The sequence below is a fragment of the Kitasatospora albolonga genome (assembly GCF_039535905.1).
Taxonomy (GTDB): Bacteria; Actinomycetota; Actinomycetes; order Streptomycetales; family Streptomycetaceae; genus Kitasatospora; species Kitasatospora albolonga.
Genome location: NZ_BAAAYB010000097.1, coordinates 13,691 through 28,597, shown reverse-complemented (window position 1 = coordinate 28,597; position 14,907 = coordinate 13,691). Strand labels below are relative to the sequence as shown.

The 14,907-nt window shown below is 66.2% G+C and carries 10 protein-coding genes; 7 read left to right on the top strand and 3 right to left on the bottom strand.

Features of this window, described 5'->3' with window-relative positions:
* Positions 1-8,047 precede the first annotated feature (8,047 nt).
* Together ABD946_RS24145 and ABD946_RS24140 are read left to right on the top strand one after the other, a co-directional pair.
* A complete protein-coding gene (locus ABD946_RS24145) occupies positions 8,048-8,521 on the top strand; it encodes a DUF5753 domain-containing protein (protein WP_345286917.1) in 474 nt (157 codons plus the stop codon).
* Complete coding sequence (locus ABD946_RS24140; RefSeq protein WP_345286915.1) at positions 8,518-8,721, top strand: DUF397 domain-containing protein; 204 nt, start codon at positions 8,518-8,520, stop codon at positions 8,719-8,721. Before ABD946_RS24145 ends, ABD946_RS24140 begins: the two co-directional genes overlap by 4 nt.
* Positions 8,722-8,901: 180 nt before the next feature.
* Here the strand turns inward: ABD946_RS24140 and ABD946_RS24135 are convergent, their stop codons facing one another.
* Positions 8,902-9,390, bottom strand: coding sequence for a hypothetical protein (locus ABD946_RS24135; protein ID WP_345286913.1), 489 nt, complete (start codon positions 9,388-9,390; stop codon positions 8,902-8,904).
* 74 nt (positions 9,391-9,464) lie between these two features.
* On the opposite strand from ABD946_RS24135, the gene ABD946_RS24130 reads away from it, so the two are divergent.
* From ABD946_RS24130 to ABD946_RS24120, 3 genes are all read left to right on the top strand, one after another.
* Positions 9,465-10,267 (top strand): IS5 family transposase gene (locus ABD946_RS24130; protein WP_345286911.1). Its coding sequence is split into 2 segments (ribosomal slippage): positions 9,465-9,807 and positions 9,807-10,267, totalling 804 coding nucleotides; the frame shifts between segments, so codons are not numbered across the junction.
* A gap of 615 nt (positions 10,268-10,882) precedes the next feature.
* Positions 10,883-11,059, top strand: a complete 177-nt coding sequence (locus ABD946_RS24125; RefSeq protein ID WP_345286909.1) for a hypothetical protein — start codon at positions 10,883-10,885, stop codon at positions 11,057-11,059.
* A 33-nt stretch (positions 11,060-11,092) separates the two neighbouring features.
* Positions 11,093-11,896, top strand: coding sequence for a GNAT family N-acetyltransferase (locus ABD946_RS24120; protein WP_345286907.1), 804 nt, complete (start codon positions 11,093-11,095; stop codon positions 11,894-11,896).
* 10 nt (positions 11,897-11,906) lie between these two features.
* Here the strand turns inward: ABD946_RS24120 and yidD are convergent, their stop codons facing one another.
* Positions 11,907-12,407 carry a membrane protein insertion efficiency factor YidD gene (gene yidD, locus ABD946_RS24115; protein ID WP_345286905.1) on the bottom strand — a complete coding sequence of 167 codons (501 nt, stop codon included), beginning with the start codon at positions 12,405-12,407 and terminating at the stop codon, positions 11,907-11,909.
* 134 nt (positions 12,408-12,541) lie between these two features.
* Here yidD and ABD946_RS24110 point away from each other — a divergent pair, with 134 nt between their 5' ends.
* Complete coding sequence (locus tag ABD946_RS24110) at positions 12,542-13,165, top strand: DUF4865 family protein (protein WP_345286903.1); 624 nt, start codon at positions 12,542-12,544, stop codon at positions 13,163-13,165.
* A 31-nt stretch (positions 13,166-13,196) separates the two neighbouring features.
* Here the strand turns inward: ABD946_RS24110 and ABD946_RS24105 are convergent, their stop codons facing one another.
* Positions 13,197-13,784, bottom strand: coding sequence for an HAD family hydrolase (locus ABD946_RS24105; RefSeq protein ID WP_345286901.1), 588 nt, complete (start codon positions 13,782-13,784; stop codon positions 13,197-13,199).
* A gap of 51 nt (positions 13,785-13,835) precedes the next feature.
* Between ABD946_RS24105 and ABD946_RS24100 the strand changes: the two genes are divergently transcribed.
* Positions 13,836-14,882 carry an SCO2583/SCO2584 N-terminal domain-containing protein gene (locus ABD946_RS24100; RefSeq protein ID WP_345286899.1) on the top strand — a complete coding sequence of 349 codons (1,047 nt, stop codon included), beginning with the start codon at positions 13,836-13,838 and terminating at the stop codon, positions 14,880-14,882.
* Positions 14,883-14,907 lie beyond the last annotated feature (25 nt).

Sequence of the window (14,907 nt, the reverse complement as noted above, 5' to 3'; positions counted from 1 at the left end):
ACAATGGCAAGTGCCATCAAATATAGGTTCACGTAACTGGTATTCATCCACGGGTGCACGATCACCGCTGAAGTGATTATCACACCGACCGACGGCTCGAAACGGCCGGGGTCGCTCCCCCGCGTCACACCTCCCCCGAGCTCTGAATCGGACACATTCGTCATGGGGTGATTGAACAGTCACACGATCGGAAGTGGATGACCTTGTTGCGGGATTCCCCATCGGGCGCCCGCTAGTCTTTGTTAGCCCATCCCGCGCCGCCTGCGGTACAACCCGACGTCTCGGGTTTCGACAGCCCCCCCCAGACCGGAGCTCGAATCTTGCCGCACGCTCCGGAGTCCTGTTTCGCGCGAGGGCTCCGGGCCTGCCGAGGCCTAGCGGGAGATCCGCCTTTGCCTCTCGTCGGGTGCCGGGCTTGCTTTCCGAGCGACGAGGAGACCCCCGTCACCCCTACGCGCGCCCACCGCAAGCCAGCCCCCAGTCACCCCCCGAGCACCCTGCACGGAGCGGTCTAACTTCCGAAATGGTCTCCGTAAAGAAGAGCCAGGTGCCGGCACCAGGGCTACTCCTAACCGCGCCCGGCACGACGTCGGCAGAGCCCGGCTTCCTATGCCTGAGCACAATGGGATTCAGCATTCCCCCCCAGCATTACAGCCAGCCCAAGAAACAGCACCACAGGGTACAAGGACCGAGCGGGGCACAAATCGAACCAGTGAACCTGTGCCCTGCTGCGAGCCCTGCGGACTGCCACGCCTGCGCACCCAGGCAACTCTGTCGTAGCCGACCCCCCTAGGTGTCCTCGTTCGTCGACAATTTCAAGCGCTGACTCCCACCCCTCGGGTGTCGCTATACCACCCGACCTACACTCTGCGGAGTGTTCACCCTCTCCGGCACTGCGTTAGGGCCCTTCGCCACCGTCTCCTGTTGGGCGCCCTCCACAAAAAAAAACCGCTCCCTACCGCCGGGCAGGCCCGGTCTGCACCTAAACGCACACGTCAGTAGGCTCCCGGGTTCCCGAGACGCGCGTGTCAGCTGGCATCCCGCCGCGCTTTGCCCCTGGACACCGGCCGGGGTGTGGAGTCCACTTACCGCCACCGCCCCCGGAAGTAGGCCCCGGTGTACACTTCGTACCGCGGCCCGTCCCCTCTACCTAATAGCGTGTCGCCCGTGACACTCCCGAGCTGCGTCCCACCCTCAACCGCCGTGGCCCTCCTTCCCCGAGGCCTCCAGAGACTCTCTAGAACAGACCAATCCACATGCCCATCCCCGTGCCCATCAGACCACGGCGGCGCTTGGACCGCTGACACGCAAGACAGGTTCGGCTGCTGCAGCTGCCGCCCCCGGGGCACCCCCGGGGGCCATGAATGGGCTAGCGAAACCGCGAGTTGTACTCCTCAGGCTCCAACGTAACGTCCTACGTCGCCTCAGGTACGGAGTTAGAGTGAAGACTGCAGCGCGGTGAGTTTTCGATAGGTGCAGAGTCGCACGTCGGGGGCCAGACAAGGGCTGGTGCACCCCCGGTGAAGCCGAGGCGGCCCTCGGGGGCTCGATTGACGCCCCCCGGGTTTGTGTGACCCATGACGAGAGGTCCCATCGTGGGCGAAGCAGCGGACGTAGCGTTTGCATCTCGTACGGCCTCCGGTATCGTCGCGACAGTCTGGCTAGTGAACTAAGCCCGGGCTGCTAGAACGCGACCGGAAAGACCTAGGTCCGAGCCAGTCCCGCTCCAGTATGGTACTCGCGAACGAGATGGTGGCACGGCCCAAGACCACAGCAGTTGCCCGCATCGACAGCTCGGCGGCCAGTAGCCAAGGGCGGCTGACGTTATTGAGCCGAGCACGCCACCTGCCAACGCTGCACTCCCGCCGACCCACGCCCTCTATGCGGTGCATCCCCCCAGGTGGCGCATCCCCACACTGTCTCGCCGATGCGCGTGAAATGAAAGGCCGCCCCACTCGTGACTCGATGAACTCGGGGCCCCGCACGTAATTGGGCCGGTGTTCGAGCATCCGGGTCGCGCAACCAGTTGTGCAAGTGCATGGTCAACATGGGATACAGCACTGGTGTGCGGGATACCACAGCCGCACCACCAGCTTATACTTGATAACTCATCGGGGTCGACGTCCTTTTTGTTTGCCAGAGTCATCGCCGGGCGGGTATAAATTCCGACGGTACACGGGATCTGAAGAGCGCCGCAAGGCCTTGGCAACCAGGGGCCTCCCCCACGGACCGGGACTTCAAAGTGAATTTTTTTTTTCTTTTGTTTTTTTTAGCCATCCTAAGTTCACGTCGCGAGCGAACAAATAAGAAGAGCGCACGCGTGCGGCCGATGTGGGTCTTCGGTGCGGAGGGTCGCAGTTGCGAGCACCATTGACCGACCTGTCAGCGATGAAGTGCCCGCCCCCCCCCCCCCGCCGTCTCCCTTCGATCAATGGCTCCAACCGTTGTCGTTTTACAAGAGGATGACCCCTTCCAGGTGCCTCTTTTCATCGGGAGCCACCCTATCCGGTCATCCAGACGCAAGTAGGCTCGATGAAAGCGATCGACAATCATGCTCGGGCCTCTGCCTTACTACGCACCAAAACATTTGCCCACCGGGCCACGCAGCGCCGGAGGCGCCGGCCCAGTTAATTAAATTACCCCTCCATGACCGCCCGACCTCGCCCCGCAAGCCTCCGGTCAGAGACTTGAAGGACGCACTTCCGGCACCGGACAACAGCGACCAACGCCACCAAGTGAACGGCGCAAGTACCTGGGCTAGCCCCGTCGGATTGTCTTTCATCCGCGGACAGCGCGCCTTCCACAACACCGTAGTCAGATGGGAGGCACCGAGTTGCTCAATGTCGCTGCGGTAGCGTGCGCCCGTGCCACCACGAGGTGCAGTCCCCAGTTGTCTGGCACGCGAGTGCCTTCGGAGGTCATAGAGTGTGCCCGAGAAGGCCCCCTGGGTTACCGTGTGAGGCTTCGCAACTTGCCAAGATATCAGGACCGGGAAATCGGGCTCTGTTGAGACGAAGGGCACGCAGTGCCACTGGGCCTGGTTGCCCCGTGCAGAATGTGCGTGTAGCTACCGGGATCCGCGCCGAACCCGGCGACCTTCAGAGGTTTAGGCACTGCACCCAACTCGGCTGGACACACGGGTAGCACAGACACCAGCCCCAAGATAAAACGGGCGACGATGCCAACACACTCCCGAGGGTTGAGTCTCCCGGTGGTGCACTGGCCGCCCCCGACTCGTGGGGGAATGATCAGGAAAGTCAGTTGTTGGCCGTGAGCCGCAGTCTCCGCCTCGCGGTTGGTTGAACAGTCTTTCTGAGCGGGGTAGATTGCCCCAGCTCTGTTACCCTGTCCCGCGAGCCGGCGTTCAAGGCCGCCGCACACGGTCCTGGACTCGTCGTGATTCATGCGGATTGGAGACCGTGGCACGCCTCCGTGGGGCTCCGCGTCGTGAGGTGGAGGAAGCCACGACGCCCTCGGTACTATGCAACTGCTAGGGCCACGTGGCGCACGCACCACCGCCGTCGGGACAGAGACAGGACGAGGTTGGGATCCCGTCTGTGTAGTAAATCCCGACCGTGGCAGGCTAACAACCCTCCGGCGCCGCCTAATTCAGGGGCAATCCGGGCTCAGGGCACGAGACAGTCGAACAAGGATTTGGCGAGTGGTCCGCCGATTGAGCCGTCCGATAGCCGAGAAATTCGGTAGTGCGAGTGAACCCGCTGCCCACGCTGGGGTTGGCCGGCAGTCCACTTTTGTCCTTTCGCGCTTCACGCGACAGGCAGGGCGGTGTGCACTCCTGCGGCGGAATTCCCGTCTTCTCCGGCTTGAAGCTGGTGGGAGCCGCGTTGTGACGCGGACGTAGTACGGTCACATCCACCGCCGAATGTTTGGTTGTTTGTCCAGGTGTCTCGTCTTTAAAGGCGACACTGGCCGCCAGCTGGTCCGCGGCTGGTCGGCCCTCCGGGGGAGTAGAGGTCAGTGAGCGTGCCGCGCCACTGGTCAGGTGGCCTAGGTACGAAGGCGAGGGGGCCACGGGGGGGCGCGGTATGGCCGGTTCCGGGTGTCGCTTACTTCGGCTCCCACTGCACGGCCAAGCGGGATCGAATAAGTTCTGGGGGAGTCGCCGCATGTGTCCGCTCGCCTGGTACAGTCTGACCACGACGGGGACCTCGGCGCGGCCGCCCAAAGGTACGCATTTGCCCCGCACGGTACCCACGGTTCGCCGCCACCTCGTCGCCGCCCAGGTACACAGTGCATGCCGTACCTGCTTGTGGTGACTTTCCGGTCTCACTTGGTCTCCTTCACGGGAAACTCGCTTAACTCCCCGCATCTGCAGTGGAGTAGTTGGAATAGGGCCATCAGGGCGTCGGGCTCCGGAGCTGGATAAACGAAGGAATCTCCCGAGGATGCGTTACATGAGAGTAGCCGCTCGGTGGGTGCAGCCTCTTACTCCTTAGGTATGGCGAGGGCGTTGCCGCAGGCCGATGCTGCGGCGAGAGAAGATCGGCGGGCGAAAGTGGGTCTATCAGCACTTCGCCGTTCGTGGTTCGAAGATCGTAGCGGCGGTTGTGCCCAGTCGGCGGCAGGACAGCCGCAGGCTGTAGCCAGGCCGAACGGTGCGCATACGATCACCTCCGCCAACCTGCGGTGGCGGCCCCGATGGGCGCTGGACCCCCGAGGACTCGACGTGGCCCGGCGGGACCCCCCTCCCCCCCGATCGGGCGTGGATCTGCCCCGTTCGTTCGCACGGTTAGGACACGATGAATCGTGTGGTCGTAAGGCCTTTGTCGCCGTGCCACGTTTGCGGGACGGCGGCGCCGCGGTCCGCGCCGTGAGCGGCATCGAGCGGCGATGGCCTGTCCGACAAGAGGGATATCAGGGCCTGGGCTAGTCGTGCCAGGTTGGATCCGGAGACCGCCCGGGCAGCGAGAGGGGTAAACCGGACGTCGAGGTGCACAGCAGGGTGGAATCGGTTCGACCGCGTCTACATGCACCCGAACCTGCGTACGTCAGGCAACCATCGATTCGGGACGCCTACTATCACCCAGTTCCCACTCACGCTCCGCCTTTCGACGGGGGCGCTATCCGATTGCTTATCCCAGGACCTGATTGGCTATTTCGCGTTCTCCGAAACTCGGAGCCATCACCACAGTTCCGCGTTGACACGCAACAGGATGCCAAGCAATGAGCACCCCTCGCGAGCCGCAATTTCTTTTACGGAGCTCCGTCCAAGCCGAGGAATTGCGAACAAGCATTGGAGCAAACTTGAACGCCAAACGGACGCCGGGGTGGCCCATCGCCCCGAGAGACTCGGCCCCAACACTCCTTGGGACCTTAGCTCCCTCTAGGTGAAAAGATGCGGGCTGACCGCGGTTGGTCAGCGGATCGATGGGAACAACGCGATCTCGGGACTGGCACCGGGCAAGAGTCACATGGCCAGGGGACGGCCGTTGCGTCGAGCGAGCGACCACCAGGTACAGCCCCCGGTCCCGGCAAAAGCGGACGAATTGCTGGTACGCGAGCCGAACACACGGCTCGATGTCGGGCCGCCTAGCAACCTCGCGGTCCCCGTGAACGGCAGTCCGTCGCCGGACACTAACCCACGGTAGCCTCATCAGCTGGCAGGACCGACACTACTCGGAACCCCGGCGTTCGCCGGAGCCATGCACAATCCACCCAAGTCTGCGTGCTGGAACATCTTTCGAAGATCAACTCCCCTGGACAGAGCGAAGCTTTTTCGAGGTCCACACACGGCACACGATGGACCCAGATGATACTCAAAAATCGATCAGCATCGCCGGCAGTACTACTCAACTCCACCACAACATGAAGGGCTGTGTCTATTCTAAAGACCTCACTCCGCCAAGGCTCCACCTCTACGCCTATGCAACAGGAGCCCACTCGAAACAGTGCACGCTGTCGTCTTCGCGGACTTCGAAGGACTTTACCGTCCACCAACATCAGGACCTCTCAGCACAACTCGAACCGAAAGAGAAGGTTACAATAATGTTAGAGGCCTGTGTTCGGCCAGGTCCTCACGCAGTTCTCAGGGTCAAGGCCTATCGGAAAGCCTCACGGCAGCGGTTGCTCTCATGGCAGAGTACTCGGATCTCCACGGCCAGAGACTGAAGATGGGACAGATGAAGAGCTGCTCAGTTAGTTCGAGGGGCGACATGCGTCACAGAGGATCCACACCCTTGGGGCGGTCCCCGCAATATCAGCGGGGAATAAAGGGGTGAGTTCCCCCCCGACCTTTACGTAGCTTTCCTATTCGCGCTGGCCTCCGTTACTCCTACAGTTCTCCAAGGTCGGCCGCCACGCCACAATCTCCGATCCGAATCTGGCCGGAGCTTGATGCAGGCGATGTGGCCCTACGACGGATCCCCAGTTCGGTCCTTCCTGCTGGGACGACCTGGGCGTCTCGCCGTTCACTGACATAGACGTCCACGCCGTGGAGCGGGGAGGGAGCCACGAGGTACCGTGGCGTATGACTGATGGTGAGGGTAACGACGGCCAGCCGGGCATCAAAGGGTGACAGAAGTGGGTTGACCCCCCCCGCAGGGGAGTTACCTAACTACGGCCTCAACTCAGGAGCATAATCTGGGGGTCTAGCTGCCGGAGAGCGGTACACCCCGCGAGGCCGAGGCGTAAGCCGAGTGGCTCGAGGAGTGCGACCTGCGAGAGGGAAATACCCCGCCATGGCCAGCCTAGCTCACAGTGTCATTTCCATCGGCAATGGACCGCAACAGACGTCGAAGAGCCTCGCGGCGGGCATGTCTGGCGCCAGATACGCTGCCCGAACCCTACCGACCCGAAGACTTCAGTCTGCGGGACCCCCCAACCGGGGACGTATTTTCCGGTGTCGACAGGCGGTGGCTAGCCCCAGGTGCCGGTGTGCCCTCGGCTCGAAACGGGATCTGAGAAATGGTCGGCGCGGACGCCGCCGGGGGGAGTCGCTTGCCGCTCCACAGGGACCGACCTAAAGCTGGGGGATCGGACCGTAGTGGAGCAACCGAGCGGTCCAGCGGCCACACGCCTTGCCTGTAAAGGCGACTGCTCTTATGTCGCCACTCCCCCAGCTCGCTTCAACAACTCGCTGCGGCACAATTCGGCTCCTGCTTTGGACTTGGGAGTGATCGTTAGAGAGGAGGGTGGGGGTCTCAATGGCCCTTTATGCCCCGGAACAAGAAAGTAGCGAGCTAGAGGAAAACCAACTGCGAAAAGGTAGGGCACCGCTCGAGTTGGTGAGAGATCGCCCGGACACCATACAGTAACTGAGGCGTATAATCCAGCTCCCAGTTGAGAGAGAAACGTCTAGGGATGCAGTACATCATCTGTAAATGGACTTCAACCATCCACTGGGTTAGTAGAAGGGAAAGCCGGAGAGAACCGTGGAAGGGATCCTGGAATCTCCCACGAGTACGAAATAATGTCCGCGAGATTCGCCGGCGATACGGCCTAAAACTTCCCCAAGCGAGCTACATACTGGAGCACTTCACGACGCTGGTTCACCCATCGAGCGATTCCGGACGCGCCGCACAAAGCGGCAAAATCGGGACACGGAATGAAGCCACGAGCAGGGCACGGCGTGCAGGGCAGACCGGACCGAGCGGCCTTATGGTACGCATCCAAAGGAGCTACCTAGAGACCCGATGAGTGCGCAGCCCGGGAACGTTACAGGACTCTCGATAATGGGTCAGGTGCGGAACGGTAGACGAATCTCGGCTCCGCTTTCATCGTTGTCAATCCGGATTTTGTATGTCGGCGCTAGGAGATCTGATCAACCTACTGTACGTGGGATTGTAGAGTAACGTGATCTTGCTCCACTTTTCTTCCTCGCCTCCCTCCATAATCGGAATGCCGTTTGGTGCTGAACTGAGGCTGTAGTTACGACAGCGGGTCGAGTCATGGAGAGTAAGAATGCATCAACGGTGGTGATCTAATCAATGCGATCGAAGTGACGACCCGAGAGGACCAATTCGGACCATACCGACCAGCGTTGAAAAGCCGTCCGTAAAAAGGTCAAGAGTGACGCTAAGCAGGTTCTCTGCAGACGGAGGCGTACGCCCGCGAGGTCATCTGGGAGGCGCAAGTACCGAACCCCGAGGAGAAGTTGGCACTGCGGCTCCAGCGGCAGGAGCGCCTGCGCGCGGCTGACGCGCCGACCTGCTGGTTCATCGTCGACGAGTTCGTGTTGCGGCGTCAGATCGGCGGGCCAGCGGTGATGCGGGAGCAGCTGGAGTTCCTGATCGACGCGAAGGCGGAACTCGATGTGGAGATCCAGGTACTTCCCCGGGAGATCGGTGCTCACCAGGGGATGGGTGGAGTCCTCACGATCCTAGCGTTCTCGGAGAGCCCGGGTGTGGTGTACGTGGAGAATCCCATCGACGGGACGATACTCGCGTCTCCCGACTTCTTCCGGAAAGCCGTACGTCTCTACGATCACTTGCGGACCGTGGCGTTGACGGTGCCTCAGTCGCGGGAGCGAATTGCCTCGATCTTGAAGGAGACGAAAGCATGAGGATCATGAAGGCGAGCGAGTTGACCGGGTGGCGCAAGAGCAGCCACAGCAACGGTGGCGGCGCGTGCGTCGAGGTCGTCGACGGCCTGCCCGGCATCGTCCCCGTCCGTGACAGCAAGGACCCCGACGGGCCCGCCCTCGTCTTCGAGGCGCCGGCCTGGCAGGCGTTCACCACCTTCGCCGCACGCTTCGACGTGTAGCTGCCACAACGAAGCACCGAGGGCCCCACCGGAAATCGCCCGGTGGGGCCCTCGGCGTTCGGCAGCCCGCCCGCCGGAGCTGACGTTGGGTCCATCGAGCGGCCTACTGGCCATCGGGGTTTCCCTCCGCGTCCCTCCTCAGCCACTCGGACACCTCCTCCGGGGTGTACCGCTCGGCAGCTAGACCCCCAGTCTGAAGTTGAGGCCGTAGTAGTACTCCCTCAGGTCAACGCACTTCCGCACCCGCTGGCCGTCGACCTCACCATCAAGCAGCGCCACGACCCGGCTCTCCCACGGCGTGGCGTCTGTCAGTGACGGCGAGACCCAGGCGTCCAGCAGGAAGCCGAACTGGGTCCTGGCCACACGCTCATGCTCGACGATTCGGGATCGGAGATGTGGCGTGCGGCCGACCTTGACGTAGGAGAACGGGGCCGCGAAGGAAAGCACGTAAAGTCGGTCACCCTTCCCGCTGATCGGACCGCCAAGGGTGTGGATCTTGTGCCATGCCCCCCGAACGACAGTCTTCACGTCATCCAGCTCTGGCTGGAGATCGAGCTTCCGGGCCTTCCGGACCCTGGCCTGAGCCTCCGCCAACTTGTATTCTTTCGGTTCGAGTTGGCGGAAGTCGATGTTGGATAAGTCTTCGAAGTCGCCGAAGAACACGGTCACGTTCGAGGGCTCCTGTCACTGAGGGCTGGGTCTTAGAAGACATCTCATTTGGGTGGGTTGAGTAGACTCCGGGCATGCTGATCGTTGAGCGGCTGGTGCCGGACGAGCTGTGGGAGTTGTTCCAGTTGGTGGTGCCGGACGCTCCGGTGCGCCCGCAGGGTGGTGGCCGGCGGCGCCACGGGGACCGCGAGGTGCTGGCGGCGATCGTGTTCGTCGCGACCTCGGGGTGTACGTGGGCTCAACTGCCGCCCTGCTTCGGGCCGTCCGGGCCCACCGCCCACCGGCGCTTCACTGAGTGGAGCAAGGCCAGAGTGTGGGCCAAGCTCCACCGCGTCCTCCTGGACGAGCTCGGCTCGCGGGGCCAGCTGGACTGGTCCCGCTGCGCGGTCGACTCAGTGAACATGAGGGCCCTGAAAAGGGGGAACTGACAGGTCCGAATCCTGTCGATCGGGGCAAGTACGGGTCGAAGATCCACCTGCTCACCGAACGTACCGGTTTACCCCTCTCGCTCGCGGTCTCCGGAGCCAACCTGCACGACAGCCAGGCCCTGATACCTCTTGTGGACGCCATCCCGCCGATCCGCTCACGGCGCGGACCGCGGCGCCGCCGTCCCGGCAAACTGCACGGCGACAAGGCCTACGACCACCGATTCATCCGTTCCTACCTGCGACGACGGCAGATCCCAGCCCGCATCGCCCGCCGGGGCGTCGAGTCCTCTCAGCGCCTCGGCCGCCACCGTTGGGTGATCGAGCGCACCGTCGCCTGGCTCGGCGGCTTCCGCCGACTCCACCGCCGCTACGAACGCAAGGCCGACCACTTCGCCGCCTTCGCCAGCATCGCCGCAGCCCTCATCTGCACCCGACGGCTCTCCAAATGAGATGCCTTCTTATCCGTCCGGAGCCCGCGCCTGATGGCCTATCAACTCCCCTGCAGTGGAAGCAGTTCCCGTGAAGGAACCGACGAAGCACAACGAGGACGAGCACGGGTACTGCGACGAGGGCGGCGAACCGTGGCCGTGCGCAAAGTACCTTGCGGCCCCACCCCACCCAACCTCCCCGCCTACCGCGCCGCCGTCGTCGACTACACAGGCGGACCGCGGCGACTCACCCCCGACTCGATCGCCTGGGGCCGCGACCGAACCCCCGGCCCCGCCCACCCCTGCGGCACCCACAGCCGCCCTCTGACCACCCCCGAGGCGGACAGCGCAACGGCCTGCGACACCTGGCAACAACTCGGGTGGACATCGTCCGCGAACTGCCCACGCCGAAACAACCCGAAGGGCCCGCCCGCCTGTCGCGTGACGCCGAGGGACAGTGCGACCCGGCCCCAGCGTGCACGTCCCCTTCGGACGGCTCAACGGCGACCCCTCCTGACCTGCCCCTACCTGCCGCCTCAGGTTTCGCTCAACTCCCTTCCCCACGGCGGGCGTCCACGCCTAGCGTGATCACCGAGGGAGTGGGATCCACTCCACCGGAGCCCCGGAGGCGTGCACGTGAACCGCATGATCACGACCGTCAGGACCGCCCTGCGCCGGCTCGCACAGCTGGGCAACCGTCAGAACCACCACACGGAGCTGGGCCGCCCTCACCCGCTCCCCGCCCACTCGGCGGCCATGCACCACCGCACCTCCCCCGACTTCGCCTCCAGCGTGGGCAACGTCTACCTCTGATCCCGCGCCAGGGCGCCCCGGTAGGCTGCCGGGATGTCTCCGCGCACCCTGCACAGCCTGCACGACCGGGCCGCCCTCGGCGCCCGCCTGCTCCACGACCCGGCGCCGCACCTGCTCGAACTCGGCGACCTGGACGACCTGTTGTGGCCGCACACCAGCTGGTACGCCCTCGACGACGGGGGCCCGGTGGCACTGCTGTACGCCGTCGGCGAGACGCCGACGGTGCTGGTGTCGGCGCGGCCGGAGCGGGCGGCGGGGGCGGAGGAACTGGCCGCCGCGCTGCTGCCGGTGCTGCCGCGACGCTTCATCGGGCACCTGCCGGAGGGCGCCGTGAAGGTCCTGGAGGGTTCCTACCGCTTGAGCGGACGGGACACGCTCCTGCGGATGGTGCTGACCGACCCCACCCCCACCATCGCGCACGAGCCCGGTCCGTGGGAGCCGGCCGTGCTCACCCGGAGCGAACTCCCGGAGCTGCTGGGGCTGTTCGCCGCCGCCTACCCCGGCAACTGGTTCGACGACCGGATGCTCGACACCGGCCAGTACGTGGGCGTCCGGCACGAGGGGCGGCTGGCGGCGGTGGCCGGGGTGCACGCGTGGTCGGCGGAGCAGCGGGTGGCGGTGCTCGGCAACGTCACCGCCCTGCCCGAGCTGCGCGGGCGCGGCGCGGCGGCGGCCTGCGTGGCCGCCCTCTGCAACCGCCTGGCGGAGACCGCCGACCACATCGGGCTCAACGTCCGCGCCGACAACGCCACCGCCGTCCGCCTCTACGAGCGCCTCGGCTTCACCGGGGTGACCACCTTCACCGAGGCGCTCTTCACCGCGCTGCCCTCCGACTGAGCGACGAGGACTACTCGGGCACCGGGTCGCTGCCGCCCCGGGTGCCCGGGCGGCAGCGCAGCAGCCGACCGGCCGTCAGGCGGGTGGCGCGCAGGGCGCCGTGGCGGTGCAGGGCCTGCACGGCGTAGGTGGAGCAGCTCGGGGTGTACGGGCAGTAGGCGGCGCGGCCGGGGCTGATCCGGGTGCGGTAGTGCTCCACCGAGCCGTGCAGGAAGGCGGAGGCGCGGCCGCCGGGGAGCCGGGGCCCGCGGTGGGCGGTGAGCACGGCCCGCAGGCCGGAGGTGAACACCACCGGGATCAGCGCGATCAGACAGGGGTCGGTGCAGCCGTCGGCGCAGTCGAGGGCGTCGCAGCAGTCGTTGTCCTTGTCCTTCTGCTTCTTCTGCTGGGCCTTGTAGCGCTCCCAGGCCCGGCGCCGCTCGCGCCTGGCGCGCCGCTCGTCGCTCGGCAGCCACCACCACGCCCGCTCCAGGAGCGGTGGCCGGGGCGCGGGTGGGTACACGGGGCCCATGGGGACCGCCTCTCATCCATCGGGTGACACGTCTGCCGGGACATCCTGCCGTACCGCCCCGCCCCGGTACGACGGGCATCTAGGCTGATCACCTGACGGCCCGTCGAACCGCCTGCTGCCGGAGAGGTCCCACCGTGTACGCCAAGCAGTACGAGCTCACCCTGCCCGCCGACTACGACATGGGGATCATCCGCAAGCGGGTGGCCGTCGGCGGGCACGTCCTCGACGACCGGGCCGGTCTCGGGCTGAAGGCGTACCTGATCCGCGAGCGCGGCGAGCAGGGATCACCGGTGAACCAGTACGCCCCGTTCTACCTGTGGAACGACACCGGGGAGATGGCCCGTTTCCTGGTCGGTGGCGGCGGCTTCCAGAACATCGTCCGGGACTTCGGCCGCCCGGCCGCCCTGCACTGGACCGGCCTGGCCCAGCACGCCGGCCCGGCCCGCGCGGCCGTGCCCCGCGCCGCCTCCCGCCGCCTCACCGCCGTGCCGGTCGACCCCGACCGGGACCGCACCGGCCTCGGCCTCACCGAGCTGATCGCCCGCGAGACCGAGGAACTCGCCGAGCTGGCCCGGCAGGAGGACGTCCACACCGCCGCGCTGGCCCTCGACCCGCACCACTGGCAGCTGCTGCGCTTCGTCCTCCTCGCCGGCCCCCGCCCCCGCCCCGCCGCCGGCGAGGAGCACTACGAGGTCCTGCACCTCTCCGCCCCCGGCCTGGCCGACCTCCCGGAGGGCCGTACCTGGGCGACGGTCTGACGCCCGGTCAGCCCCGAGGTCAGCCCCGCGATCAGCCGCGCGGTGCGAGCACGTCCACGGCGGCCATCCCGGCGGCGGCCGCCGCCTCCAGGCCGAGCACGGAGTCCTCGAAGACCAGGCAGTGCCGCGGCTCGACACCCAGGCGGTGGGCGGCCAGCAGGAAGCCCTCCGGGTCGGGCTTGGGCCGGGTGACATCCTCGGCGCAGACCAGGGTCGCGAACATCCCCTCCACGCCCACCGCCTTCAGCGAGGCCTCGACCGAGTCACGGGTGCTGCCGGAGACCACGGCCGAGCGGCGGTGACGGAAGGCCTCCTCGACGTGCGGCAGGATGCCGGGCAGCAGCGCCACCTCGGGGAGCAGCTCGCGGTACAGCTCCTCGCGGCGGGCGGCCACCTCGGCGACCGGCATGGCCAGGCCCTGACGCGCGTTCAGGTCCGCGACGATGTCGGCGACCGGGCGGCCGCCCCAGGCGTAGAAGAGGCCCTCGGGGAACTCGCCGCCCCACTCACCGACGGCCGCGCTCCACGCCCGGTGGTGGACGGGCATGGAGTCGACGACGGTCCCGTCGCAGTCGAACAGGTACGCCCGGAAGTCGCCCGGCGGCGGTGGAATGATCATGGCCCCACCCTAGCGACCGGACCGTCGGTGCACCGGTGCATACTTCTGCCCGTGCCGATAGCCGAAGATCCGGACCAGCGTCGCCCGGACCCCAGCAACCCCACCGACCGCTCCGACCGCCCCTCCGGGCCGGACCCGTTCGAGGGGCTGGTGCTGGACGAGGACTTCGTCAAGGGCGCCACCGCCCAGGAGGGTTCGGCCCGGGCCCGGATGCTCGCCGCCAAGTGGCGGGAGGAGGCCCCGGTCGACCCGGGCGGCCGCCGCTGGTCGCCGTCCGACCCGGTGTCGGCGAAGGCCTCCCGCTGGATCGACCGCCGGGGGAAGCTCGCGCTCTGGGTGCTCTGCGGACTGCTGCTCCTGGCGGTGGCGGTCAGCTACTCCGACTTCTCCCCCGCCCACCGCGGCGGCCGTCCCACCCACAACCCGGTCGTGGGCTCGACCAGCGACCTGGCCCTGCCCGGCGGCGGCACCTCGATGGGCAGCGCGTGCGGCGCCAAGGGCCGGCACCGCCACGCCCTCCCGCCGTTCGAGCCGGTGGGGCGGATCAAGGGCCCGCAGCTGGTGCTCACCTCCTACGGTTCGCAGCGCCTCTCCGGCGACGACCCCGGCGAGTTCGAGATCGACCTCGCCGTCGCCCCGGGCCTGGTGCCGCTCACCCTCCCCGCCTCCCTCGGCGCCGAGGGCGTGACCGTCGAGATCGAGGGCCCGGACGGACTGGTGGCCGGCGGCCACCACCTCCCCGTCACCCTCGTCGAGGGCACCACGCGCACCCCGGACGGCGGCCTGGCGGCCCCGCTCGGCGGCACCGTCCGGCTGGACGCGCTGGCGCTCTGCCCCGGCCAGGACCTCAGCCGGATCGGCAAGGGGCTCTCTCCGCCGATCGACAGCCACAACACCATCACCGGGCCGCCCCCGTACGTCCTGACCGTCTCCTTCTCGCACCCGGCCGTCGCCGCCGCACGGGCCGCCGCCGGTTCGGCGCTGCGCAGCGAGGTGCTCGCCGCCGACAACCTGGTGCGCCAGGAGGACGTCACGGCGTTCGACGACCCGTCACCGACCGTCCCGGCAGCGCCCGTTGCCGCGAATGAACTGGCGTGAACATTTCATAACGGCCCCGCCGATC

What these genes read in the sequence shown, in the direction of transcription:
- ABD946_RS24105 (WP_345286901.1), bottom strand. Translation starts at nt 13,784, where the DNA reads ATGATCATTCCACCGCCGCCGGGCGACTTCCGGGCGTACCTGTTCGAC.
- ABD946_RS24140 (WP_345286915.1), top strand. Translation starts at nt 8,518, where the DNA reads ATGAGGATCATGAAGGCGAGCGAGTTGACCGGGTGGCGCAAGAGCAGC.
- yidD (WP_345286905.1), bottom strand. Translation starts at nt 12,407, where the DNA reads ATGGGCCCCGTGTACCCACCCGCGCCCCGGCCACCGCTCCTGGAGCGG.
- ABD946_RS24120 (WP_345286907.1), top strand. Translation starts at nt 11,093, where the DNA reads ATGTCTCCGCGCACCCTGCACAGCCTGCACGACCGGGCCGCCCTCGGC.